We start from the raw sequence: 25,076 nt of genomic DNA, 5'->3' as shown, positions 1-25,076 counted from the left end.
GAGTTGACGCTTTGGCGACCGCGTGCGACGTCGGCTCTGACTTCACCCAACAAGGTTTTGCTCTTTCAAATGTTGCGTCCACTTTATGATCGGACCATGGCGCTGGCTGACCATCCGCGCGCGCTCTGGTGCTTGGCGGCAGTCGCATTCATCGAAAGTTCGGTGTTTCCGATCCCGCCAGATGTGCTGATGATCCCGATGATTTTGGCGCGTCCATCTCGCGCTTGGCTGATTGCCTTGGTTGCGCTGGTGGCCTCGGTTGCTGGCGGGCTCCTGGGCTATGCCATCGGTGCCTTTTTCTACGACAGCGTCGGTCAGCCAGTGCTGGAGGCGATGGGCAAGGCTGACAAGATGGCCGAGTTCAATACCCGTTTCAATGACTTCGGCTTCTGGGCTGTGCTGATCGCGGGTGTCACGCCGTTTCCCTACAAGGTCATTACCATCATGTCCGGGTGGACCGGCATGCCGATCCTGACGTTTGTGGCAACCTCGATCCTCGCGCGGGCGCTTCGGTTCTTTCTCGTGGCGGGGTTGCTGTGGCAATTCGGCGCGCCGGTGCGCAACTTCATTGAAAAGCGCCTTGGCCTAGTGTTCACCGTTTTCTGCCTGCTGCTCTTCGGCGGCTTCTTTGCCTTGAGGTATCTATGACCTTCAGTCGTTTTCTCATTCTGCTCGCCGCTGGCGGCTCCGCTGCGCTACTTTTGGGCGCGTTCGGGTTTCAGTACATTGGCGAGCTTGCGCCCTGCAAGATGTGCATCTGGCAGCGCTATCCCCATGGGGCAGCCGTCGGCATAGGTGTTCTGGCGATGCTGATCCCCGGCGCCGTCCTGCCCTATCTCGGAGCGCTGGCCGCACTGGCGACATCTGCCATCGGTGCCTTTCATGCCGGTGTCGAACAGGGCTGGTGGGAAGGTCCGACCACTTGCACCTCCGGTGCGATCGACGGGCTCAGCGCCGATGACCTGATGAGCCAGATCATGTCGGCGCCGCTGGTGCGTTGCGATGATATCCCTTGGGAAATGCTGGGCCTGTCGATGGCGGGCTGGAACGCTGTGATCTCGCTGGGGCTGGCCGCGCTCTGGTTTGCCGCCGCCCGTCACACCCGCTGAGGCTTAGGCGCGGCTGTCCTTCTTGGTGGCCAAGAGCAGATTGGTCTCGCTGGACACCACCCCGTCGAACATGCGGATCTTGGCCAGCGCCTCGTCGAGCGTTTCCAGCGTGGCGGTGCCCAGCTCCACGATCAGATCCCAACGCCCGTTGGTGGTGTGGACCGCGCGCACCTCCGGCAAGCCCTGCAGCTGCCGCGTGATGCGCGACGTGCCGCGGCCTTCGATGCCGATCATCATCAGGCCGCGCACGGGATCTCGTAGCACATCTTCCTTCAGCACCACGGTGAACCCGAGGATGTCGCCCCGCGACTGAAGCCGCTCGATCCGGGTGCGCACCGTGGTGCGCGACAGTTCCAGCTGCATGGCCAGATCGGAGAGTGAAGCGCGCGCATCATGGCGCAGTGCCGAGATTAGTCGCTCATCCGTTTTGTCCATAAGGGCCTCCGTTTTGTGATATCTCTTCTCTTTATGAGCAATTTGCCCTCTGTTTTCCACCTCAAATCGGAGAAATATCAAGGGCAACCCAAATCAAGGAGATCCTGCATGTCTTCTCGCCACTGTATTCTCGTAGGCGCGCCCGTCGACAGCGGCAAGCGTCGCACCGGCTGTCTGATGGGGCCGGATGCCTATCGCACCGCTGGTCTCGCCGCCGCGTTGGAGAGCCTTGACCACACGGTTGAGGATATCGGCAACGTCACCCCTGCCCCGCATGCGCCCGATGACGGCACCGGCCCGCTGCACGAGCCGAACCTGACCCGCGCCTGGACCGAGAGCCTGTCGGAGGCCGCCGAGGCCGCCATGGCGCGCGGCCTGCCGATCTTTCTCGGCGGAGATCACGCGCTGGCCCTGGGCACCGTGCGCGGTGTTGCCAATCATGCTGCGAGTGAAGGCCGCCCGTTGTTTGTGCTCTGGCTGGATGCACATAGCGACTATCATTCACTCGACAGCAGCGACTCGGGCAATCTGCACGGCTGCCCGGTGCGCTACTTCACCAATCAGGCGCAGTTCGATGGGTTTCCGCCAGTGCCGCATCCGGTGCCACCGGAAAACGTCTGCATGATCGGACTGCGCTCCGTCGACACGGCTGAACGCGAGGCAATGGAGCAGGTCGGCATTCAACGCCATGACATGCGCGATATCGACGAGAACGGCATAGCCCGCCCGCTGACCGCATTTCTGGACAAGGTCGCGGCGCAGAACGGCATGTTGCATGTCTCGCTCGACGTGGATTTCCTTGATCCTTCCGTCGCGCCCGCCGTCGGCACCACTGTCCCCGGCGGCGCCACCGTGCGCGAAGGCCATCTGGTCTGCGAAATCCTGCACGACAGCGGCCTGATGACCTCGATGGATCTGGTGGAGCTGAACCCCTTCCTGGACGAGCGCGGCCGCACCGCGCATCTGATGGTGGACCTCTGTGCCTCTGCCATGGGCCGTCGCGTATTTGATCGCCCGACACGGAGCTACAATACATGACGACGCTTCAGGCCCCAGCGGCGGTGGTCATGGTCCGCCCGCATCACTTCACCTCGAACCCGGAAACCCGCGACGACAATGCGTTCCAGACCCTCTCGGACGCGAGCGCGGACAATATCGCAGCCCGGGCTCTGGCAGAGTTCGACGCTGCAGTTGCGGCCCTGCGCGCGGCAGGTGTCACTGTGCATGTGTTTGATGATGCCGGACAGGAGACACCAGATTCGGTGTTTCCGAACAATTGGTTTTCCACACACGCTGGCGGTCATGTGGCGGTCTATCCGATGTTTGCCGGCAACCGGCGTAAGGAGCGGCGCTGGGACGTGATCGAGATGCTGAAACGCGACTACCGCGTGCAGGACGTGATCGACTATTCCGGGCTGGAGCAGGATGATCTGGCGCTGGAAGGCACCGGCGCCATGGTGCTCGACCACATCGGGCGCATCGCCTATACAGTCAAATCCAACCGCGCCGATCCGGTGCTTCTGGAACGTTTCTGCACCCATTTCAACTTTGAACCAATGGTCTTCGAGGCAAAGGACGCCGAAGGGCGCGATGTCTATCACACCAATGTTCTGATGGGCATCGGCACCGACTATGCGCTGATCTGCCTGCAGATGATCCCCGACCCCGCCCGTCGGGCCGAAGTCACCCGGCGGCTGGAGGAAAGCGGGCGCAGCGTCATCGACCTGACCCCGGAGCAGATCGCAGAATTCCTCGGCAATACGCTGGAACTGACCGGCCACCGACGCCTGCTGGCCCTGTCAGCGCGCGCCATGGAGGCGCTGCGCCCCGAGCAGCGAGCGGTGATCGAACGCTCGGCAGAGCTGTTGCCGCTCTCCATCCCAACACTTGAAACGGCCGGTGGTTCGGTGCGCTGCATGCTGGCCGGCATCCACCTCAGCCCCCGCGAAAGGACATCGAAATGACCCAACCCTCCGACAAGGCCCTTGTTCCTTTTGTCAGCGTCGACAACATGATGCGTCTCATTCATCATGTAGGCATCGAGGATATGCTGCGCGATCTTGCCGACTATATCGAGGCCGACTTCAAACGCTGGGAACTGTTCGACAAGACCCCTCGCGTGGCCAGCCATTCCGATGTGGGCGTGATCGAGCTGATGCCGACCTCCGATGGTGAGGCCTATGGCTTCAAATACGTCAACGGTCACCCGAAGAACACCTCCGAGGGGCTCCAGACCGTGACCGCATTTGGTCTTCTGGCGGATGTCTACACCGGCTATCCGGTGCTCTTTACCGAGATGACCATCCTCACCGCGCTGCGCACTGCGGCGACCTCGGCGATGGTGGCCAAACACTTGGCGCCCAAGGGCTCGGATACCATGGCGATGATCGGCAATGGTGCGCAGTCGGAATTCCAGACCCTCGCGATGAAGGCGATCCTCGGGCTCAAGGCTGTGCGCCTGTATGACACCGACCCCAAGGCCAGCGAGAAATGCGCGCAGAACCTCTCCGGTCTGGGCGTTGATGTCACAATCTGCAGCACGCCGGAACAGGCCATCGAGGGGGCGCAGATCCTCACCACCTGCACCGCCGACAAGCAATGCGCCACCATCCTCAGCGACAACATGGTCGGCAGCGGCGTGCATATCAACGCCATCGGCGGCGACTGCCCGGGCAAGACAGAGCTGGCCGCCGGCATCCTCAGCCGCTCGGACGTATTTGTGGAGTACCCGCCCCAGACCCGCGTCGAAGGCGAGATCCAACAGATGCCCGAGGATTTTGCTGTCACCGAGCTGTGGGAAGTGATTTCCGGCACCAAGCCGGGCCGCACCGGCGACCGTCAGATCACCCTGTTTGACAGCGTCGGCTTTGCGATCGAGGATTTTTCCGCTCTGCGCTACATTCGCGACCGCATCAAGAGCACGGATTTCTACATCGACCTCGACATGCTGGCCGACCCGGATGATCCGCGTGATCTCTTTGGCATGGTGCAGCGCGCCAAGATCTGACGCGCGCATGACAAAGCGCGCCTTGCGAGGCGCGCTTTGTGTTTCAAAACAACGGGATCAAGCTTCCAGCTCGCTGTCCCAATACAGATAGTCCATCCAGCTTTCATGCAGATACCCGGGCGGAAACTTGCGGCCCGTGTTACGCAGCTCCTCTGCGCCCGGACGGCGCGGCGGTTTGCGCAGGGACATGCCGGCGCGATGCAGCGACTTTGACCCCTTTTTCAGATTGCAGCTCGAACAGGCTGCAACCACATTCTCCCAGCTGGTGACCCCACCGGCGGCACGCGGCACCACATGGTCAAAGGTCAGATCGCCCCTTGCGCCGCAGTACTGGCAGTGAAATTCATCCCTCAAGAATAAATTAAAGCGCGTGAAGGCCACGCGCTTTTGGGGTTTTACATAGTCTTTGAGCACAACAACCGAAGGTATTCGGATCTCGGTACTCGGACTGCGCACGACCTCGTCATACTCGGCCACGATGGCGACCCGATCCAGCCAGGCGGCTTTCACGGCATCCTGCCACGGCCAGAGTGACAGAGGATAGTATGACAAAGGACGATAATCCGCATTGAGCACCAACGCCGGATGCTGCTTCAGAGCGCCTGGCTCCCTTACGAATTCTGTCCTGAAGTCTCCGTCCATCAACGTCTTCCTCGCCCTGCTTGCCTCGATACGGCACCAGAGCGGGGAACCCGCCCCAGCATATGTTTGACTATATATCGTGGCGGGGACCTGACAAGCCCCAACGATACACCAGATATCGCGTGGAATAAGATGATTCCGTTACAGATGCGTGACAGTTATCCACAGCCCAAAAATCCGTCATTCCGCAAAGCGGCATCTACCGGTCGCGGCACCGCGTGCTTGCGCGGCTCTGCTGTGCGGCGTAGGACCAGGCCCATGACCCGATTGATCCGCTTCAACAAGCCCTTTGATGTTCTGCCGCAATTCACTGATCGCGGCACTGAAGGCGCCGCCCGCCCGACGCTAAGCACCTATATAGAGTGTCCCGGTGTCTATCCCGCGGGACGGTTGGATCGCGACAGCGAGGGGTTGATGTTGCTGACCGACACAGGTCGGCTGCAGGCTTGGATCAGCGATCCCAAGCACAAGATGGAGAAGACCTATTGGGTTCAGGTCGAAGGGCAACCGTCGGACGACGACATCAAGTGCCTCCGCCAAGGTGTTGAACTAAAGGATGGAATGACCCGCTCTGCGAAAGCGCGTCTGATGAGCGAACCGCCTGGGCTCTGGGCCCGTACCCCGCCGATCCGGGAACGCAAATCCGTGCCCACCTCCTGGCTGGAGTTGAAGATCACCGAGGGCAAGAACCGACAAGTCCGCCGCATGACCGCAGCTGTCGGATACCCGACCTTGCGGCTGATCCGCTATGCGATCGGCGCCTGGACCCTGGACGGGCTGGCGCAGGGCACATGGGATGACCTGGATCCGCCGCGCGTTCCGGGCCCGCCAAAGCCCTCGCAAAAACCACCGCGCCGAAAGCCAGAGCCACGAGATACGGAAAACGGCGCTTCAAGGCCTCCCTCAAAGCGCCGCAAACCACGATCCAAATCAACGCGCTAGGGTCAGAGGCTCAACTTGTCGCGCATGAAGGCCAAGGCCACGCTCAGCCCATCGGGCGCGATCCCATGACCGGTGCCCTTCATCACATGGGCAAACACATCCTGAAAGCCTGCTTCCTGCAGCGCTTCGGCCGCCTGTGGCAGTGATTGCGGCGGCACCACGTCATCCTCATCGCCATGCACCAGAAGCACCGGCATCCGGCTCACGACCTCATCGCTGAAGGTGTCCGGCGACAGCAGGCGACCGGAGAAGGCAACAATCCCCGCCACCGGATCTTCGCGGCGCGGTGCCACATGCAGCGCCATCATGGTGCCTTGCGAGAAGCCCAGCAGAACCACCTGTTCTGGCAGCAAATCCTCGTCGACCATGAATGCATCGAGAAAGGCGTTGAGGTCATCCACTGCTGCCGACATGCCGCGCATGGATTCTTCTTCCGAGGAGCCGTCGATCCACGGGATCGGGAACCACTGAAACCCCATCGGTGCCCCAGCGCAGGCCTCCGGCGCATCGGGGGCGACAAACAATGTGTCCGGCAAATGTTCGGCCAGAGGGTCGGCGAGCCCGAGGAGATCCGCCCCATTGGCACCATAGCCATGCAGAAATACCACCGCAGAACGTGTGTCACCAGAGAGCGGCTCTTTGCGGCCGGCAGTCAAAACGCGTGTCATCGGATCCCTTCCCTGTCCTTTGCCACATGGTAATAGGCCCACAATAGCCGCGCCGCAACCGATCGCCACGGCGACCACGCGTCGGCCATGTCTCGCAGGGCACGTTCCTTCGGGCGTTCGGGCAGATCAAACAACAGCCGCGCGCTTTCCTGCAGGGCCAAATCACCCGGCGCAAAGACATCCGCACGTCCCAAGGAGAACATCGCGTAAATCTCTGCTGTCCAGACACCAATGCCCGAAACTTGCGTCAGCTCTGCGATCACATCCGCTGTAGGGATGCCGCGTAACGCATTGAAATCAATGCGCGCCTCCGCCAGTGCGCGGGCGTATCGGATCTTCTGGCGGCTGAGGCCGACGGCACGCAGATCGTCATCCGTTGCCCAGAGGATCTTGCGCGGGCCCGTGAGCTTTGCATCCCGCAGGCGGTTCCAGATCGCATTGGCCGACGCCACTGAGACCTGCTGGCTGACAATGGCGCTCAGAAGCTGCGCAAACCCATCGGGCTTACGTCTGAGCGGCAATGGCCCGGTCACCGAAAGCGCCTGCGCAAAGCGCGGATCCCGCGCTGCCAGCCATGCGGCCCCCTCAGCCACACAAGCGGGTGTTTCGATAATGCGACCAACCGTCATATGGAGGGTCTCGCCAAAATTGTATTGGTGCATATCACGCTGCTTGTTCCTTCACCTGTTCAGGGCTACGCAATTGCCATGACTATGACCGCTCCTGCCCCCGACGACCATATTGCAAAGCGCAATGTCCTGATTCTTGTGCTCGCACAGGCCTTTCTGGGCGCGCAGATGCCGATGATTTTCATCGTCGGCGGTCTGGCTGGTCAATCGCTTGCGACCAACCCCTGTCTTGCGACGCTGCCGATTTCGCTGATCGTCGCAGGCTCGATGCTCTCGGCCACGCCAATCTCGGCGATCATGCAGCGCTTCGGGCGCCGCGCCGGATTTGCCATTGGCGCCACGGGCGGCGCGCTGGGTGGCTTGATTGGCGGCTACGGTCTCTACCTCGGGTCCTTCCCGGTGTTCCTCGTGGGCAGCGCCCTCACCGGTATCTATATGAGTGCGCAGGGCTTTTACCGCTTTGCCGCCGCCGACACTGCGTCAGACAGCTTCCGTCCAAAGGCGATCTCCTACGTCATGGCCGGTGGTCTGTTGTCCGCCATCGTCGGCCCGCAACTGGTGAAAGCCACCAGCGATGCCTTCGTCATTCCCTTCCTCGGCACTTATATGGCGGTGATCGCGGTGAATGTGCTGGGCGTTGGGCTCTTTGCTTTCCTCCGCATTCCTCGCCCCGAAGCCCCCAAGGAAGACGCCCCTGCAGGGCGCAGCCGGTTGGAACTGCTGAAAACGCCGACGATCGCCGTGGCGGTGATCTGTGCCATGGTCTCTTACGCGTTGATGAACTTGGTGATGACCTCAACACCGCTCGCAGTGGTCGGTTGCGGTTTCAGTCAGAACACGGCGGCGGACGTCGTGACCTGGCATGTTCTGGCGATGTATGTGCCGTCCTTCTTTACCGGCCACCTGATTGCACGGTTCGGCGTTGAGAAGATCGTGGGCGCCGGGCTGGTGATCCTTGCGGGCGCCGGTGCGGTTGCGTTGCAAGGGGTCGAGCTGGGCAACTTCTTTATCGCGCTGATCCTGCTGGGTGTGGGCTGGAACTTTGGCTTCATCGGCGCGACCACTATGCTGGCGGGCGCACATGAGGCCCATGAGCGCGGTCGCATGCAGGGTCTCAACGACCTGATGGTGTTTGGTGGCGTGACCGTCGCCTCTGTGGCCTCTGGCGGGTTGATGAACTGCTCTGGCGGCAACCCGGTCGAGGGCTGGGCCGCCGTCAACATGGCGATGGCGCCCTTCCTGGTGCTGGCGGGTGGCGCGTTGATCTGGTTGGTGCTCAAACCCAAATCCGCCACCGCCTGATCGCAGTTTGCACCGGGGGCGTGTTACCAGCGCCCGGTGCCGGCCTGCCACATCAAGGACACCCGTCTGCGAAACTCACTGACACCAAGCGCGCCTGCGCCCACCCGCTCCGGCTCCGCTCGAATCTGCTTCAGTAGGGCTTCCGCTTGCCAACCGGGCAGCAAGGCTGCGCTTGCCGCGGCGGAGATTGCCCGCCGATCGCGTCTGGCGGCGGCAAGCCGGTCCAATCCACGCTCGGCCAGACGGACAATCCCGGCGGTCGTGCCATCCAACAAGGGCACGCGTTTCTGCGCCTCCAGCTCAGGAATAGCGCGCAGATAGGCCGCAAGCCCCGCCGCATAGGCGTAGTCGCGCACCACGCGCTCTTCGGCCTCCCCCAGCGAGGCCGCCGCCATCCACATCAGGCCGCCCGCGGTGGCGTGGATATAAGCGTCAAACGCCGCCTCATCCTCGAACGGATCGCGGTAGATATCCCAGCGCCGCGCCTCCGCCATCGCATCAATGACCTGCGCCGCCTCGTGGTTGACCAGCCGCGCCAGCGGTGTCGAAACATAATGCCGGCGCACCTGCCCACCGGATGCGATCTCCGCCCCGACATCGCGCCACCATTGCACACGCATCTCGGCAATCATGCTCTCCTGACTGGCCCAGGGCGCGCGCGACATCTCGATGTTAAAGGCATAGAGCGCAAACAGCAGCGGCCGCGCCTCAACCGGTGCGGCCATAGCGGCCATAAAGCGATCCGGATCGCCTTTCTGAACCGCTTCGGCGCAGGCGATCAGATCATCGTCAAACTGCATCCACCACCTCGGCCGCATCGCGCAGAAGCTTCCAGTTCATCGCATCCAGCAGCGCATCGAAAGACGCATCCAATATGTTCGGGCTGACGCCAACCGTCGACCAGCGCCGCCCTTTGCCGTCTTCGCTGTCGATGATGACGCGGGTCACAGCCTCGGTGCCGCCCTGGGTGATCCGCACCTTGAAGTCGACCAGCCGCATGTCGTCCAACACCTTGGAATAGCGCCCCAAATCCTTGCGCAGCGCCTTGGCCAGCGCGTTCACCGGGCCACGGTCGCTGCCGGTCTCGTCGAGGGATTCGCTGACGGAGAGCAGCTTTTCTCCGTCGACCTTGACCACCACGACGGCCTCCGACAGGCTGACCATGCGGTCGTATTTGTTTTTGCGCCGCTCCACGGTGACCTTGTAGCGCTTGACCTCAAAGAACTGCGGCATCTGGCCCAGCTCATCCCGTGCCAGCAGCTCGAACGAGGCCTGCGCGGTGTCGTAGGAATAACCTTCGGTTTCACGCTCCTTCACGCGCTCCAGAATGCGCCCCAGCGCGGGATCGCCCTTTTCGACCTCGATACCGGCCTCAGCCAGACGGCGGCGCAGGTTCGATTGCCCGGCCTGATTGGACATCGGGATGATGCGGCTGTTGCCGACCACCGCAGGCTCAATATGTTCATATGTCGAGGGATCCTTGAGGATCGCACTCGCATGCAGACCCGCTTTATGTGCAAAGGCCGAGGCCCCCACATAGGCCGCCTGTTTCTGCGGCACCCGGTTGAGGATCTCGTCCAGCATCCGGCTTACCGTCGTCAGCCGCGCCAGCGCGCCCTGCGGCACTCCGGTCTCATAGGTGCTGGCGTATGGCTCTTTCAGCAACAAAGTCGGGATCAGGGTGGTGAGATTGGCATTGCCGCAGCGCTCGCCCAGACCGTTGAGCGTGCCTTGGATCTGGCGCACGCCCGCATCCACCGCCGCCAGCGAACAGCCAACCGCGTTTTCTGTGTCGTTATGGGTGTGAATGCCCAAATGGTCGCCCGGCAGCCCCGCAGCGATCACCTCGGATACGATGCGGTGGACCTCATGCGGCAGCGTCCCGCCATTGGTGTCGCACAGAACAACCCAGCGCGCGCCCGCCTCCAGCGCCGCACGACAGGCCGCCAGCGCATAGTCTGGATTGGCCTTATAGCCGTCAAAGAAATGCTCGGCATCAAACAGCGCCTCACGTCCCTGCGCCGCGATATGCGCCACCGACTGGGCGATATTGTCGAGGTTCTCTTCAAGCGTGATCCCCAGCGCAGCAGTCACATGATAGTCATGCGACTTGCCCACCAGACAGACGCTCTTGGTGCCCGCGTTCATCACCGCCGCCAGCACATCGTCATTCTCTGCCGAGCGCCCTGCCCGCTTGGTCATGCCAAAGGCCGTAAGCGTCGCGCGGGTCTCGGGTGCCTCATCGAAAAAGGCACTGTCGGTCGGGTTGGCACCGGGCCAGCCGCCCTCGATGTAGTCCACACCTAGGTCGTCAAGCGCCTGGGCGATCTGCTTTTTTTCTAACGTGGAGAATTGCACCCCCTGCGTCTGCTGCCCGTCGCGCAGAGTGGTGTCATAAAGGTAGAGCCGTTCCGTCATTCCAGCCCCTCCAGCTTGGCCGCGTCAAACCCTGTGCCGGGCACAAGTTCCACACCGGTTTTTGACATGCGCACTTCCAGCCCCGCCTCGGTATAGGCGGCCTTGAGGCGATCCACCTCGGCAAAGTCCTTGGTTTCCATCGCCGCTTGGCGTGCCGCAAACAGCTGTGCCTCATGCGCAGAGAGATCGACAACAGGCCCTTTGGCCCATGCGCCCATGTCTTCGCTCAAAAGCCCCAGCAACTGTCCCGCCGCCAGCAAACCGGCGGCATCGCCCGCAGCTGCCAGCTTGTGCATCTCTGCAATGGCGCCAGCGGTATTGAGATCATCCGCCAGCGCGTCAACGACCGCGGCAGCAGCGCTGGCGGTGGGCTCGATGCCCGCCGTCAGTGCCCGCCACTTGCGCAACGTCGCCTCGGCCACCGCGGCCTTCTTCTCGGTCCAGTCCATCGGCTTGCGATAATGGGTCTGCAGGAACACAAACCGCACGACCTCACCCGGCACACCCTTGTCCAGCAAATCACGCACGGTAAAGAAATTGCCCAGGGACTTGGACATCTTCTTGCCCTCGACCTGCAGCATCTCGTTGTGCAGCCAGTAGCGCGCGAACTCCCCCTTGGGGTTGGCGCAGCAGCTTTGGGCGATCTCGTTCTCATGATGCGGGAACATCAGATCATTGCCGCCACCGTGAATGTCGAAACTCTCGCCCAAGAGATCATGGCTCATCGCCGAGCATTCGATATGCCAGCCCGGACGCCCCCGTCCCCAGGGGCTCTCCCACCCCGGCTGTTCCGCATCCGAGGGTTTCCACAGCACAAAATCCATCGGGTTTTTCTTGTAAGGCGCCACTTCCACCCGCGCCCCCGCGATCATGTCATCGACCGACCGGCCCGAAAGCTGACCATACCCCTCGCGCCAGGAGTCCACCGCAAACAGGACATGGCCTTCGGCAGCATAGGCATGGCCGCGGTCGATCAGATCCGCAATCATCGCAACCATCTGCGGGATATACTGCGTCGCACGCGGCATATGCGTCGGCTCCAACGCGCCAAGCGCGCCCATGTCGTCGAGGAACCACTGGGTGGTCTCGGCGGTGATCTCACCGATCTCGCGGCCACTTTCGGCGGCGCGGGCGTTGATCTTGTCATCCACGTCGGTGAAGTTGCGCGCATAGGTCACGTGATCCGCGCCGTAGACATGGCGCAGCAGCCGGAACAGCACGTCGAACACAACCACGGGCCGCGCATTGCCGAGATGGGCCCGGTCATAGACGGTCGGGCCGCAGACATACATCCGCACGTTCTGGGGATCGATCGGCGCAAAGGCCTCTTTCGACCGGCTCTTGGTGTTGTGCAGTTTGATCGTCGTCATGTCAGCTCCTTCGACAACAAGTCGGCCCAGCAGCACGGCGGGATACGGCTCCCCCACAGCGCTGCGCGCAGCGCGGGCTTAGCAACTTGTCATATGGAAGGGAACGACAGAAACCAGCCCGCTGAAAATCAGCAGGCAATACAGATGATAATCAGGGTTTCAAATCGTGCCATGACTGTGGGCGTAGCACAGCCAGTGCGATCCGCCAAGCATTTCTGCGAAGCAAGGAGATGCGTTACCGGCGCGCGGGTCAAAAACGGAACGACGCTGTGAGGGCGAGCTGCCGGTTCTCCGGTGACAGCGAATAGCCGCCCTCGCCATCCTCACGTCCAAACACGCTGCCCCGCAGGTAGACCTGCGATGACACTTCCACACCCCACCCAAGCCCCAGCGCACCCGGCGCCAGTCCGGCAGCTCCGATCCTCGGCTGAACAATTTGCAATCCGCTGCGGAAGGGCGGCGTGGTGTGGACCTGTCTCTCCGCAGCTGGCGAACGCCGTGCGCCGCCCTGCCACAGATTCGAGCCACCGCCCGGCGTGCCGCTTGCCTGATGCTGCGGGAAAGCGCGCGGCTCGGCAGCTGTGGACGGCATATCGCGGATCTTCATAAGGGCCGTTGGTGGCTGCAGCGCCATCTGTGGCGGTACGGCGATCGCGCCGAGAAAACGACCTGACCAATCATGCTCCACCTCTCCGGCCCAAAGCGCGCTGACGGACAGAACAAGCGATCCGACGCCGAACCCAAACGCCAGCCCAGACCGGATCGAGCAGAGCGGCGAGATCAAGAGCGGGAGGGACATCATGGGAGTGCCTTTCATCTGGCAGCGCCGGCGTTTTGCGGGAGTGTTGTCAATGCGAGTGGGATGCAGAAGACGACCGCGTCCCCCCATCAGCACAGTCGTCCATTATGCTTAACACTTCGTTCAAGTTACGCGTTGGCGAGAACAATTTAACGCTCAGACCACTTGCTGCGCTCTGAGCCTCTCTCCCCCGGACACCAGTCCAGACAACAGCACCCAGCGCGGCATTCATCTCCCCCTGTAAGCACATGACAACACACAAAAAGACCCCCTCTGAAACAGAGGAGGTCAGGTTCGCCGATCAGGCTCGTTTCGTTGACCGCCCGGTGTTTTTTTCTTGCCTGGTCCTTCTCGGCGTATGGAGTGAGCGCACCCACTCCAGACAGGTGTCAAAGGCCCGGGTCGGGTGCCTTTGATCCATGCGAAAGGGCGCTTGGAACGCCGCTTCCTGTTTCGTCGGGGATGTGACGCCCAAACGGGCCTCCCACTCCCCTACGCATCGCCCAAGGTGGTGTGCCTTCGGATGCGGTTCGCAGCCCCGGCGCAGGTCGCGCCGGGAGATCTCGTCAGCTGCAGCCCGAGGTGGAGCCGCAGGTGTTGCATTTCATGCAGGTGCCGTTGCGCACCAGTGTGTAGTTGCCACAGTCGCCGCAGGGATCGCCCTCGTAGCCCTGCATTCTGGCCTTGGTGCGCGCATCCATGCCGCCCGCCATCGCAGGCGCTTCGGAGGTTTCCGGCACCAAGGTCTGCAGTGCCGAAACCGGATCCTTGCTGCCGTCAAGCGCGGTCACCGCGATGCTGGTCTGGCCACCCTGCAGCACCACCAGCTCCTGCGGCAGGCGTTTGCGCAGATAGCCGCTGGAGGAAATCTGCTTCAGCACCTCCAGCGATTTCGAGGCCGCGCCGTCGCTCAGCTCGGAGAGGTTGGAGACCCCTTCTTCCGCTTCGCCCCGGCCCAGATCATCAAAACTTGCGCCCTCGGGCTTCACATGCGCCAAATCGGTGCGGTCGAGGTAGCTCACCGCCAGTTCGCGGAACACATAGTCGAGGATCGAGGTGGCGTTCTTGATCGAGTCGTTGCCCTGCACCATGCCGGCGGGTTCGAATTTGGTGAAGGTGAAGGCATCGACAAACTCCTCCAGCGGAACCCCGTATTGCAGCCCGACCGACACGGCGATGGCGAAGTTGTTCATCATCGCCCGGAAGCCCGCGCCTTCCTTGTGCATGTCGATGAAGATCTCGCCAAGGTTGCCGTCCTCATACTCGCCGGTGCGCAGATAGACCTTGTGCCCGCCAACAACCGCCTTCTGCGTATAGCCCTTGCGGCGCTGCGGCATCTTGGTGCGATGCGACTTCATGATTTCCTTGATGACAACTTTCTCGACGATCTTCTCGGCGAGCGTCGCTGCCTTTTCCGGCACCGATCCGCTCTCGAGGATCTCGGCGGCCTCGTCGTCATCTTCCACCAATGCGGCGGCCAGCGGTTGGCTCAGCTTGGACCCATCACGATAGAGCGCATTGGCCTTCACGCCGAGCGACCAGCTCAGCTCATAGGCCTTCTGACAATCCTCGATGGTGGCATCATTGGGCATGTTGATGGTCTTGGAGATCGCACCGGAGATAAAGCTCTGTGCGGCGGCCATCATCTTGATGTGGCTGTCAACGCCCAGATAACGCTTGCCTTTTTTGCCGCAAGGGTTGGCACAATCGAAGATCGAGTAATGCTCTTCCTTGAGGTGCGGCGCGCCCTCCAGGGTCATGGTGCCGCAGACATGATCGTTGGCCGCGTCGATGTCCGCCTTGGTAAAGCCCAGATGGCGCAACAGATCAAAGGCGGCATCGTTCAGCTTGTCCGCTGGAATGCCGAGGACACCGGTGCAGAACTCTTCGCCCAGGGTCCATTGGTTGAACACGAACCGGATGTCGAAGGCGCTTTCCAGCGCGGCGTCGACCTTTGCCAGCTCATTGGGGCCAAAGCCATGTCCGGTCAGCGAGGTGTGATTGATCCCCGGCGCGTTGCCAATGGAGCCATGGCCGACCGCATAAGACACGATCTCTTCGATCTGCGCGGAGGAATAGCCGAGCCCTTCCAGCGCCGAGGGCACCGAGCGGTTGATGATCTTGAAATAGCCGCCGCCTGCGAGTTTCTTGAACTTCACCAATGCAAAGTCCGGCTCGATCCCGGTGGTGTCGCAGTCCATCACCAGACCGATGGTGCCAGTGGGCGCGATCACGGTCGATTGCGCGTTTCGATAGCCGTGTTTCTCACCTAAGGACACCGCCTCGTCCCAGGCGCTCATCGCCAGTTCCGTCAGCCGTGCATCGGGGCAGTTTTGCAGGTCCAGCGGCACCGGCTTCACGGTGAGCTTATCATAGCCCTCGGTGGCACCGTAGGCAGCGGTGCGGTGGTTGCGCATTACCCGCAGCATGTGATCGGCGTTGCGCGCGTAGCTCGGGAACGGCCCCAGTTCGGATGCGATCTCGGCCGAGGTCGCATAGGCCACACCGGTCATGATCGCGGTGAGCGAACCGCAGAGTGCGCGCCCCTCGTCGCTGTCATAGCTGTAGCCCATATTCATCAACAGGCCGCCGATGTTGGCATAGCCCAGACCCAGCGTGCGGAAGTCATAGGACAGCTGCGCGATTTCCTTGGACGGGAACTGCGCCATCATTACCGAGATTTCCAGCGTCAGCGTCCACAGACGGCTGGCATGCATGAAGTCCTCGGCCTGAAACACGCCGCCCTTATAGAAGGTCAGCAGGTTCAGCGACGCCAGGTTGCAGGCGGTGTCGTCGAGGAACATATACTCCGAACAGGGGTTCGAGCCGCGGATCTCGCCATCTTCGGGGCAGGTGTGCCACTCGTTGACGGTGTCGTGGAACTGGATGCCCGGATCGGCGCAGGCCCAGGCGGCATGGCCAACCTTCTCCCACAGATCCCGTGCTTTCACGGTCCGCGCGACACGTCCGTCGGTCCGGTTGATCAACTCCCAATCGGCATCCTTTTCAACCGCATGCAGGAATGCATTGGTGACCCGGATGGAGTTGTTGGAGTTCTGGCCGGAGACCGAGGAATAGGCCTCGGAGTCCCAATCGGTGTCGTAGGTCGGGAACTCGATACTGTCATAGCCCTGACGGGCGTAATCCAGCACGCGTTTGATGTAAGTCTCCGGAATCGCGACCTTCTTGGCTTCGCGGATCGCTTGCTTCAGGGCCGTGTTCTCGGCAGGATCATAGGCGTCCTCTGCCAGACCGTCCCAGCTCCGGAGGGCTGCAAAGATGCCGTTCAGCATCTTCTCGTGCATTTTCGAACCGGCCACGATGGAGGCGACTTTTTGCTCCTCAATCACCTTCCAGTCGATGAACTGTTCGATATCGGGGTGATCGGCGTCCACGATCACCATCTTCGCTGCTCGACGGGTTGTGCCGCCTGATTTGATCGCGCCGGCGGCCCGGTCTCCGATCTTTAGAAATCCCATGAGGCCCGAGGACTTGCCACCGCCAGAGAGCGTTTCGCCCTCGGCCCGCAGATGGCTGAAGTTGGTGCCGGTACCGGAGCCATATTTGAACAGGCGCGCCTCGCGCACCCAGAGATCCATGATGCCACCATCTTGCACCAGATCGTCCGAGACGGACTGGATGAAGCAGGCATGCGGTTGCGGATGCTCATACGCACTGTCGGATTTGGTCAGCTTGCCGGTCTTGTAGTCGACATAATGGTGCCCCTGTGCCGGGCCGTCGATGCCATAGGCCCAGTGCAGGCCGGTGTTGAACCACTGCGGGCTGTTGGGCGCCGCGCGTTGGCTTGCCAGCATGTGACGCATCTCGTCGAAATAGGCGCGGGCGTCCTCTTCGGTGGTGAAATAGCCGCCCTTCCAGCCCCAATAGGTCCAGGCGCCGGCCAGACGGTCAAACACCTGTTTGGAAGAGGTCTCGCCACCCATCTCAACGTCGTCATCCGCCGGAACCGAGCGCCACAGGAATTCCGGAACGCCTTTCTCGCGAACCTTCTTCAGGCGGGACGGGACACCGGCCTTGCGGAAGTACTTCTGTGCAATGACATCGCTGGCCACCTGGCTCCAGGACGCGGGCACTTCGATGCCCTCGAGACGGAACACGATGGAGCCATCCGGATTGCGGATTTCGGACGTCGCCCCGATGAAATCCAAAGACGCGTAAGCATCCTGCCCTGCTTCTGTGAAACGACGTTCGATCTTCATGGTTACACCTGTCCCAAATAGTCCGGCTTGCGGTTTCGGCGCTGTTACGCCTGCATCAAATGCCACGCAATGCGCAGAGAAAACCTCTCGGGCGGCGTCGGCTGTTCCAACGCGCGCAGACCATGTGCTGGTCTGAATTTAACGGTTTTACACTTAGCACTGCGGATGGGAGCGGCTGCTCAATCACATCAAGATTTAGTGGCGCCCCCTAGCGGCACATACAATGTCGCGTAAGTCACCCAAGGTGGTCAACGTGAAAATTCAAATTTTACGGGGCACAATTGAGTTGACCAGTTTAACGGTTTGGAGGGTCGCCACTGCGATATGATTCATCCACATCCCCGGCTGCCGCAATCCCCGCTTGACCGTTTGGTTAACGAAAGCTGAAAACTCACGCATTGCGAGGGGGTTGCTGTAACGAGGTCATCCACCTGAATGCCGCGACGGGTTTCGGCGGCTCCGGAAACCCGCATGCCACGCCTCATAATCGGCTACGCCGACAAGTTGCGGTCCTTTTGCAACGCTTGTCAGTCGGTGGCCGCAGATCGCAAATTTTTCGTGCGTTCATCACGCGTCCGGCAGGTCAATTTGATGCTCTGTCGCGTCAACTTCTAAACGAAAGGTAAATACCAGATGTGCCCGCAGCGTGACGACGCGTCCGCAAGCCTTGGTGTGATTCTTTGATTCTGGTGATGAACCGACACCCTGCCTTTAGACACGGCCAGACCCTAGGGGTGCGTGCGACGCGCGCTCTCCCCCGGAGGCGGCTCGGTTCACTTTCGTGAACCAAGGGACAGGGATTTCTTACAAGAGAGGAAGAAGTGGTCGGGGCGGCGAGATTCGAACTCACGACCCCCTGTACCCAAAACAGGTGCGCTACCAGACTGCGCCACGCCCCGGACCGTGCGTCTTCCTAGCTGTGAAGTTTGGGATTGAAAAGCCCTAACAGGACCATTTTGCAGTTTCAGGCGAAAAAACTTCATGCCGCATCTCGCTACCGACGGAGATGCCATAGGACTCGACGATGCCAGCGTTGACTTCGAGCACCACAAACACCTGATCTCCACCGAAAATGGAGGTCAGATCGCCCGGCACAGCATTCTCATGGATACTACTCACGACACCATCCGCGCCAACAAAAATCATGTCGAGCGGGATCAGGGTGTTCTTCATCCAAAAGGCCACGCGCTGCGGTCGGTCATAGACGAACAACATACCGGAACGCGCGGGCATTTCAGCGCGATGCATCAACCCCGTTGCCCGGCTGTCCGGTGTATCAGCGATTTCTACGGAAAACCGCGCCTGCCCCCACGGACCGCGCAGGTCGACATGATCGCGCGCGCAGGTGGCGCTGGCGCTTGTGGCTGCCAGCCATACCAGGGCGGCGCCGAGATATGTCGCCACCGCCTTGCGCATTTAGCTTCTATGCTCCGGGTCGCCCATGGCGGCCTCCCAAGCCAGGACTTCCACGGCCATGTGACCGCGTTTGCCATCAATGACGCGCATCGCCAGCGCCTCGCCGGATTGTACATCTGACAGGCCGGACTGACGCAGAACCTCGACGTGCAGGAAAACATCCTCGTCGCGGCCGAATATGTTGGCAAAGCCAAAGCCCTTGGCCTTGTCGAACCATTTAACACGCGCAGGCTCCAGCGGCGTGCTGCTGATTTCGTCCGCGTTCATCTCTGCAAGGTCGCTGAGGACAGGTGTGTCCTCGCGTTCCGGCGGCGTGATCGCAATCACTTCGACCGCTTGCACACCGCGATCAGTGCGATGGGTGACAACCTCGATCCCGGCCCCATCCGCGATGGAGCTCTGACCGAAATTGCGCAGGACATTTACATGCAAAAGGATGTCCGGACCATCGTCAGGACAGACGATAAATCCATAGCCTTTTGCAGGGTCAAACCACTTCACTAGTCCACGGACATGCTGCAAACTGCTCAAGTCTTCGGCCATTTGCGAATTCCACCGGTTCGTTTGTTATTTCCGTGTTGCTCGCCTAACTGCGCGATTTTCGCATGAAGTTTCAAGAGCAAAATAGTCGGAAAATGTTGGATATAAGAAAATGTGACGTAGCGTGAACTTACGGGCTAAGGCGCGTAATTGTCCAATCATCCTCTGCACTTCCCCGCCGCCAGACAAAGCGGTCATGCAGCCTGAACGCACCATCTGCCCAGAATTCGATCTCGATCGGCATCAGGCGGTACCCTCCCCAGAAATGGGGACGTTTGGGATTCGTGCCCTTGGTCGCTGTCACCTTGGCGACCTCGGCCAGCAGTGCATTTCTGGACGACAGAGGCCGGGATTGCTGGGAGGCCCAGGCCCCAAGACGGCTCTTCAGGGAGCGGGATTCGAAATAGGCATCCGCCTGCGGTCCGTCTTCGCGCTCGATATGGCCGCGGACCCGGATTTGCCGGCGCAGCGATTTCCAATGCATCACGAAGGATGCCGTGCCGCTGGCGTCAAGTTCCTGGGCCTTTGCGCTCTCGTAGTTGGTATAGAAAACGAAGGCGGCGTTTTCAATTTCCTTCAGCAATACCATGCGGCTATTGGGCATGCCGGAGGCATCCACGGTCGCCAGCGCGATGGCATTGGGGTCATTGGGTTCCGTGGCCTCAGCTTCCGTCAGCCACTGGCGCGCGATTTCGAACGGGTCATCTCCCGCGAACAGTCCTTCTCGGTCCGACATTCTGTACCTTGTCCTTGCTTGTTGAGGCAGACCTTAGTGACCTTTGTGCCCGATTGAAAGACTGGGCATCGGTGTACACCCTTGATGCAAGTGTCGCAGCGGGCTAAAGGACATTCTATTATACTGATCACAGGCGGAGAACCTGCATGTCTAGTCAACTGATGGCCGGAAAACGTGGCCTGATTATGGGCCTGGCCAATGATAAATCCATCGCGTGGGGCATTGCAAAAGCCTGCGCCGAGGCCGGGGCGGAGCTTGCGTTCTCCTACCAGGGGGATGCGCTCAAGAAGCGTGTCGGCCCGCTCGCGGAGCAACTGGGCAGCGATATCGTGCTGCCCTGCGATGTTGGCGACGAAGCCTCGATCGATGCGCTGTTCGCCGCGCTTGAGGAAAAATGGGGCAAGCTGGATTTCATCGTCCACGCGATCGGCTTTTCGGACAAGAGCGAGCTGCGCGGCCGCTATGTCGACACCAGCCGCGCGAACTTCCAGATGACCATGGATATCTCGGTTTATTCCTTCACCGCCGTTGCCAAGCGCGCGGAGAAGATGATGGATGCGGGTGGCTCCATGCTGACGCTGACATACTATGGCGCCGAACAGGTGATGCCACATTATAATGTGATGGGCGTGGCCAAGGCGGCGCTGGAGGCATCGGTCAAATACCTGGCGGAGGATCTGGGCAAGGACGGCATCCGCGTCAACGCGATCTCTGCCGGCCCGATCAAGACACTGGCGGCCTCCGGCATTGGTGATTTCCGCTACATCATGAAGTGGAACGAGTACAATTCGCCCCTGCGTCGCAACGTGACCACTGATGACGTGGGTAAATCCGCGCTTTATCTTCTGTCGGATCTGGCCTCTGGCGTGACTGGCGAGAACCTGCACGTGGATGCGGGCTATCACGTGGTCGGCATGAAGGCCGTGGACGCACCGGATATCGAGAAAGGCTAATCCCAGATGACCACCAAGGACCCGAACCGCCTGCCCCATGAGAAGGGGTTTCACATCTCATGGGACCAGATCCATCGCGACAGCCGCGCGCTGGCGTGGCGTCTGGACGGGCTCGGGCCCGACGAGGGTCACTGGCGCGCCGTTGTGGCGATCACCCGGGGCGGCATGGCCCCCGCAATGATCGTCGCGCGTGAGCTGGACATTCGCACTGTCGATACAATCAGTGTGAAATCCTATCACTCTGGCGGCGGCAAGGCCGATCAGCGGCGCGAGGCCGAAGTGCTGAAAAGCCCGGATGCCGACATGATGGGCGACGGCACCGGAATTCTGATTGTCGATGATCTTGTCGATTCCGGCAAAACGCTCGAACTGGTGCGTGACCTCTATCCGAAGGCCCATCTGGCGACTGTCTACGCCAAACCTCAGGGTGAGCCGCAGGTGGACACGTTCATCACCGGCGTCAGCCAGGACACATGGATTTTCTTTCCGTGGGACATGGCGCTGCAATATGTCGAACCCTATCGCGGCACCGACTGATCCGCGCGATTAGGTTGAAAGTTTCAAAAGGCGCGCCCTGCCCGGTGCGCCTTTTTTCTGTTCTGCGTCTGCTTTCAACCTCTTGCGTCCGGGAGTTGAAATCGCCCTAATGCCGCCTGCGCCTCGACGCCATGACCAACACAGGAAGCTGCCGATGAAGACCGCCCGAACCCAAGCCACCTTCGTCTCTCCGATCGTGGAATCGCGCCGGTGGCTCGCGGGTGTGACCTTTCCTGACGATCAGCCCTTGTTGAACCTCAGTCAGGCCGCCCCTGCAGACGCACCGCCTGAGGGGCTGCGACAGGCGATGGCAGAGGCTGTTCTGAACCAGACCAGTGCGCATCTATACGGTCCGGTGCTTGGGAATGAGGATCTGCGCGCGGCGCTGGCGGATCAGATGAGCCGTCACTACGACGCTCCGATTGCCCCATCCAATATCGCCATCACCTCAGGCTGCAATCAGGCCTTTGCCGCCACGATCCAGAGCCTCTGTGCCGAGGGGGATGCGGTGATTCTGCCGACGCCGTGGTACTTCAATCACAAGATGTGGCTGGACATGCAGGGGGTCACGACCCTGCCCTTGCCTGTCGGCGAGGGGATGCTGCCGGAGGTCGCACAGGCGGAGGCGCTGATAACGGATCGCACCCGCGCCATCGCCTTGGTCACTCCAAACAACCCCTGCGGCGTTGAATATCCGGCAGCGCTATTGGCTGCGTTCTTTGACCTCGCGCAGCGTCATGGGCTGACCCTGATCGTTGATGAAACCTATCGCGATTTCGACAGTCGCAGCGGCGCACCGCATCGTCTGTTGCAGCGCGAGGACTGGCAGGACACCCTTGTCCACCTCTATTCCTTCTCCAAGGCGTATCGCCTCACGGGGCATCGCGTTGGCGCCATCGCCGCCGGTCCTGATCGCCTGTCCGAAATGGAGAAATTCCTCGACACCGTCACCATCTGCCCGGCACAGCTGGGGCAGATCGGGGCAAAATGGGGCATCGAGAATCTGGGCCAGTGGCTGGCGGGGGAGCGAGCCGAAATCCTGGATCGTCGCGCCGCAATTCAGGACGGCTTTGCCCCTCTGGCGGCGAAGGGCTGGCAACTTCTCGGCCTTGGCGCCTATTTCGCCTATGTGGCGCATCCCTATGAGGAGAGTTCCGATGTTCTTGCGCAGAGGCTTCTGCGCGAGGCCGGGATGCTGCTGCTCCCCGGCACCATGTTCACCCCCACCGAGGCGCCCGAAGGCCACCGCCAGTTCCGCATTGCCTTTGCAAATGTCGACCGTGCAGGCATTGCGGACATGATCTCGCGCCTCGCTAATTTCGACGGATGACAGACGCGGACTGACATCCCCGTGCATCCCCATGTGCACGTTGCCCTCTATGCTTGCCCCTGCCGGGGCAGACGCGTATTCAGGGCAGCAACAGGAGACCGCCGACCCAGTCGGCGCAATTTGGCCGCCCGGCTTCAACGCTGCGGCGCGCCACCAAAAGACGACATAAAGGGCCGCAGGCATGAAACACCTTTCCAAGACCTTCGTTTGGATCCTCATGGGTCTGTTGTTCGTGGGGCTTGCCGGCTTTGGCGCGATCAACGTGTCCGGCACCACGCGCACGCTGGCCACCGTGGGCGAGACCGACGTCAGCGTTGACGACTACGCCCGTGCGCTGCAGCAGGAACAACGCGCCATTCAGGCTCAGTCCGGCCAATCGGTACCGCTGTCGCAGCTGATTTCCATGGGCGTGGATCGCGGTGTGCTTTCTGGCCTTGTCACATCCGCCGCTTTGGACAACGAGATGCAAACGCTCGGGATTTCCGTCGGGGATGAGACCTTGCTGAAGGAAATCACCCAAATTCAGGCGTTCCAGGGTTCTGACGGTGCGTTCAGCCGTGACAACTATCGCTTTGCGCTTGAAAACGCCGGCCTCTCCGAACCCGAGTTTGAAGAGGACATGCGTGCCGAGACCGCCCGTACGTTGCTGCAAGGGGCCATCGTCGGCGGCACGCGCATGCCTGCGGCACTGGGCGAAACGCTGACCGATTATATCGGAGCGCGCCGCAGCTTTGCCTATGTGCGGCTTTCGGCAGAGGATGCGGTCCTGACGGCGGTCGAACCGACCGAGGAAGAGCTGCGTGCCTATTACGAGGCCAACACCGACGCCTTCACCCTGCCCGAGACCAAAGTCATCACCTATGTGGCCCTGCGCCCCGATGCTCTGGTCGACGAGGTCGAAGTGGACGAGACCGCCCTGCGCGCGCTTTATGAGGAACGCGACGCAGAGTTCAATGTCCCGGAGCGTCGCCTGGTTGAGCGTCTGGTCTTTGCCGATCAGGACGCCGCAGACACGGCCAAAGCGCAGCTGGACGTTGGCGGAACCACCTTTGAGACACTGGTACAGGACCGCGGCCTGAGCCTGTCCGACATCGACATGGGCGACGTGGCACAGGACGACCTTGGTGTCGCCGGCGAAGCGGTGTTCGCGGTTGAGATGGGCGACGTGGCCGGGCCACTGCCCTCCGATCTTGGCCCCGCGCTCTACCGTGTGAACGGCCTGCTGGAAGCAAGCTTCACCAGTTTTGAGGACGCACTGCCCGCTCTGCGCGAAGAGCTGGCGCTTGACCGTGCCCGCCGGGTGATCGAGTCGCGCGCCGAAGGAATTGACGATCTTCTGGCCAGCGGTGCCACGCTCGAAGAACTGGCCGCGGAAGAGAACGGTCTTGCCGTGGGTCGCATCGACTGGACCGCCGATACCACCGATGGCATTGCCGCCTATGACACCTTCCGCACTGCGGCCGAGGCGGTCAGCGTCGAGGATTTTCCGACTGTTGATTACCTCGACGACGGCAGTGTCTTTGCGCTGCGCCTTGACGAGGTGTTGGAGCCGCGTCCCGAACCGTTCGACAGTGCCCGTCCAGCGGTGACCGAGGCGTTCAAGGCAGACCGTGTTGCCAAGGCGCTGAAGGCACAAGCAGATGAGCTGAAAGCTGTGATCGAAGCCAATGACGGCCAGTTCCCGGAAGATCGCGACGTCACCGAGCAAACCGGCCTGACACGGACTGCCTATCTCGACCAGACCCCGGTTGACCTGATGAACGAGGTCTTTGAAATGGAAGTTGGCGAAGTCCGCGTGGTGTCCGATGCGGAGGGTACGGTTGTTGTGCGCCTCGACGACATGCTGCCGCCGGACGACAGCGACGACATGCAGTTCCTGACACAGGCGCTGAGCGAACAGCTCGATCAGTCCCTGTCGAACGAGATCTTCCAGATCTACATGCAGGCGGTTCAGACCCGCGCACGTCCGCAGGTCAACCAACAGGCGGTGAATGCAGTTCACGCCACTTTCCAGTAACTCCTA

At 61.2% G+C, this 25,076-nt stretch carries 23 protein-coding genes and 1 tRNA gene; 11 read left to right on the top strand and 13 right to left on the bottom strand.

Annotation, left to right across the window (positions count from 1 at the left end; translation table 11 throughout):
• Nucleotides 1-69: 69 nt before the first annotated feature.
• Both CLV89_RS10500 and CLV89_RS10495 read left to right on the top strand, forming a co-directional pair.
• Nucleotides 70-648, top strand: a complete 579-nt coding sequence (locus CLV89_RS10500; protein ID WP_106163734.1) for a YqaA family protein — start codon at nucleotides 70-72, stop codon at nucleotides 646-648.
• The gene (locus CLV89_RS10495; RefSeq protein ID WP_106163615.1) at nucleotides 645-1,109 is read left to right on the top strand and encodes a disulfide bond formation protein B; all 465 of its coding nucleotides are present in this window, start codon (nucleotides 645-647) and stop codon (nucleotides 1,107-1,109) included. Before CLV89_RS10500 ends, CLV89_RS10495 begins: the two co-directional genes overlap by 4 nt.
• Nucleotides 1,110-1,112: 3 nt before the next feature.
• Here CLV89_RS10495 and CLV89_RS10490 read toward each other — a convergent pair whose 3' ends face one another.
• Nucleotides 1,113-1,544: an Lrp/AsnC family transcriptional regulator gene (locus CLV89_RS10490; protein ID WP_106163614.1), complete on the bottom strand. Its 432-nt coding sequence runs from the start codon at nucleotides 1,542-1,544 to the stop codon at nucleotides 1,113-1,115.
• A 108-nt stretch (nucleotides 1,545-1,652) separates the two neighbouring features.
• On the opposite strand from CLV89_RS10490, the gene rocF reads away from it, so the two are divergent.
• The 3 genes from rocF to CLV89_RS10475 are packed head-to-tail and all read left to right on the top strand — an operon-like array spanning nucleotide 1,653 to nucleotide 4,551.
• On the top strand, nucleotides 1,653-2,582 hold the full coding sequence (gene rocF, locus CLV89_RS10485; RefSeq protein ID WP_106163613.1) for an arginase: 930 nt from the start codon (nucleotides 1,653-1,655) through the stop codon (nucleotides 2,580-2,582).
• Nucleotides 2,579-3,508, top strand: a complete 930-nt coding sequence (gene ctlX / locus CLV89_RS10480; RefSeq protein ID WP_106163612.1) for a citrulline utilization hydrolase CtlX — start codon at nucleotides 2,579-2,581, stop codon at nucleotides 3,506-3,508. The genes rocF and ctlX overlap by 4 nt, the downstream gene beginning before the upstream one ends.
• Nucleotides 3,505-4,551, top strand: a complete 1,047-nt coding sequence (locus CLV89_RS10475; protein ID WP_106163611.1) for an ornithine cyclodeaminase — start codon at nucleotides 3,505-3,507, stop codon at nucleotides 4,549-4,551. The genes ctlX and CLV89_RS10475 overlap by 4 nt, the downstream gene beginning before the upstream one ends.
• A 57-nt stretch (nucleotides 4,552-4,608) precedes the next feature.
• On the opposite strand, the gene CLV89_RS10470 is transcribed toward CLV89_RS10475, so the two are convergent.
• Nucleotides 4,609-5,193 (bottom strand): HNH endonuclease, encoded by a 585-nt coding sequence (locus CLV89_RS10470; protein ID WP_106163610.1) that lies wholly within the window; start codon nucleotides 5,191-5,193, stop codon nucleotides 4,609-4,611.
• 258 nt (nucleotides 5,194-5,451) lie between these two features.
• Here CLV89_RS10470 and CLV89_RS10465 point away from each other — a divergent pair, with 258 nt between their 5' ends.
• Nucleotides 5,452-6,135, top strand: a complete 684-nt coding sequence (locus CLV89_RS10465) for a pseudouridine synthase (RefSeq protein WP_106163609.1) — start codon at nucleotides 5,452-5,454, stop codon at nucleotides 6,133-6,135.
• Nucleotides 6,136-6,137: 2 nt separating this feature from the next.
• Here the strand turns inward: CLV89_RS10465 and CLV89_RS10460 are convergent, their stop codons facing one another.
• Together CLV89_RS10460 and CLV89_RS10455 are read right to left on the bottom strand one after the other, a co-directional pair.
• Nucleotides 6,138-6,803: an alpha/beta hydrolase gene (locus CLV89_RS10460; RefSeq protein ID WP_106163608.1), complete on the bottom strand. Its 666-nt coding sequence runs from the start codon at nucleotides 6,801-6,803 to the stop codon at nucleotides 6,138-6,140.
• On the bottom strand, nucleotides 6,800-7,432 hold the full coding sequence (locus CLV89_RS10455) for a DNA-3-methyladenine glycosylase family protein (protein ID WP_106163607.1): 633 nt from the start codon (nucleotides 7,430-7,432) through the stop codon (nucleotides 6,800-6,802). Before CLV89_RS10455 ends, CLV89_RS10460 begins: the two co-directional genes overlap by 4 nt.
• 78 nt (nucleotides 7,433-7,510) lie before the next feature.
• Between CLV89_RS10455 and CLV89_RS10450 the strand changes: the two genes are divergently transcribed.
• Nucleotides 7,511-8,734, top strand: coding sequence for an MFS transporter (locus CLV89_RS10450; protein WP_106163733.1), 1,224 nt, complete (start codon nucleotides 7,511-7,513; stop codon nucleotides 8,732-8,734).
• 23 nt (nucleotides 8,735-8,757) lie between these two features.
• Here CLV89_RS10450 and CLV89_RS10445 read toward each other — a convergent pair whose 3' ends face one another.
• From CLV89_RS10445 to pdxH, 9 genes are all read right to left on the bottom strand, one after another.
• Nucleotides 8,758-9,534, bottom strand: a complete 777-nt coding sequence (locus CLV89_RS10445) for a squalene/phytoene synthase family protein (protein ID WP_106163606.1) — start codon at nucleotides 9,532-9,534, stop codon at nucleotides 8,758-8,760.
• Complete coding sequence (gene cimA / locus CLV89_RS10440) at nucleotides 9,524-11,152, bottom strand: citramalate synthase (RefSeq protein ID WP_106163605.1); 1,629 nt, start codon at nucleotides 11,150-11,152, stop codon at nucleotides 9,524-9,526. Before cimA ends, CLV89_RS10445 begins: the two co-directional genes overlap by 11 nt.
• Nucleotides 11,149-12,522: a cysteine--tRNA ligase gene (cysS, locus tag CLV89_RS10435; RefSeq protein WP_106163604.1), complete on the bottom strand. Its 1,374-nt coding sequence runs from the start codon at nucleotides 12,520-12,522 to the stop codon at nucleotides 11,149-11,151. The genes cimA and cysS overlap by 4 nt, the downstream gene beginning before the upstream one ends.
• 250 nt (nucleotides 12,523-12,772) lie before the next feature.
• Complete coding sequence (locus CLV89_RS10430) at nucleotides 12,773-13,339, bottom strand: hypothetical protein (protein WP_207796911.1); 567 nt, start codon at nucleotides 13,337-13,339, stop codon at nucleotides 12,773-12,775.
• A gap of 548 nt (nucleotides 13,340-13,887) precedes the next feature.
• The gene (locus tag CLV89_RS10425; RefSeq protein WP_106163602.1) at nucleotides 13,888-17,541 is read right to left on the bottom strand and encodes a vitamin B12-dependent ribonucleotide reductase; all 3,654 of its coding nucleotides are present in this window, start codon (nucleotides 17,539-17,541) and stop codon (nucleotides 13,888-13,890) included.
• A gap of 822 nt (nucleotides 17,542-18,363) precedes the next feature.
• Nucleotides 18,364-18,440 (bottom strand) — tRNA-Pro (locus CLV89_RS10420).
• A gap of 43 nt (nucleotides 18,441-18,483) precedes the next feature.
• Nucleotides 18,484-18,957 (bottom strand): DUF192 domain-containing protein, encoded by a 474-nt coding sequence (locus CLV89_RS10415; RefSeq protein WP_106163601.1) that lies wholly within the window; start codon nucleotides 18,955-18,957, stop codon nucleotides 18,484-18,486.
• Nucleotides 18,958-19,500 carry a cold-shock protein gene (locus CLV89_RS10410; protein WP_106163600.1) on the bottom strand — a complete coding sequence of 181 codons (543 nt, stop codon included), beginning with the start codon at nucleotides 19,498-19,500 and terminating at the stop codon, nucleotides 18,958-18,960.
• Between the two features lie 127 nt (nucleotides 19,501-19,627).
• Nucleotides 19,628-20,263, bottom strand: a complete 636-nt coding sequence (pdxH, locus tag CLV89_RS10405) for a pyridoxamine 5'-phosphate oxidase (protein ID WP_279327899.1) — start codon at nucleotides 20,261-20,263, stop codon at nucleotides 19,628-19,630.
• A 116-nt stretch (nucleotides 20,264-20,379) separates the two neighbouring features.
• On the opposite strand from pdxH, the gene fabI reads away from it, so the two are divergent.
• The 4 genes from fabI to CLV89_RS10385 all read left to right on the top strand — a co-directional run bounded on the left by fabI (nucleotide 20,380) and on the right by CLV89_RS10385 (nucleotide 25,070).
• Nucleotides 20,380-21,186, top strand: coding sequence for an enoyl-ACP reductase FabI (gene fabI / locus CLV89_RS10400; protein ID WP_106163598.1), 807 nt, complete (start codon nucleotides 20,380-20,382; stop codon nucleotides 21,184-21,186).
• A 6-nt stretch (nucleotides 21,187-21,192) separates the two neighbouring features.
• A complete protein-coding gene (gpt, locus tag CLV89_RS10395; protein WP_106163597.1) occupies nucleotides 21,193-21,723 on the top strand; it encodes a xanthine phosphoribosyltransferase in 531 nt (176 codons plus the stop codon).
• Nucleotides 21,724-21,877: 154 nt separating this feature from the next.
• Nucleotides 21,878-23,053, top strand: coding sequence for an aminotransferase (locus CLV89_RS10390; RefSeq protein ID WP_106163596.1), 1,176 nt, complete (start codon nucleotides 21,878-21,880; stop codon nucleotides 23,051-23,053).
• Between the two features lie 181 nt (nucleotides 23,054-23,234).
• On the top strand, nucleotides 23,235-25,070 hold the full coding sequence (locus CLV89_RS10385; protein ID WP_106163595.1) for a peptidylprolyl isomerase: 1,836 nt from the start codon (nucleotides 23,235-23,237) through the stop codon (nucleotides 25,068-25,070).
• Nucleotides 25,071-25,076 lie beyond the last annotated feature (6 nt).

The organism is Tritonibacter scottomollicae, assembly GCF_003003215.1.
GTDB lineage: Bacteria > Pseudomonadota > Alphaproteobacteria > Rhodobacterales > Rhodobacteraceae > Epibacterium > Epibacterium scottomollicae.
Note: the sequence above shows the minus strand (reverse complement) of the source record. Positions and strands in the feature narration are given on the sequence as shown.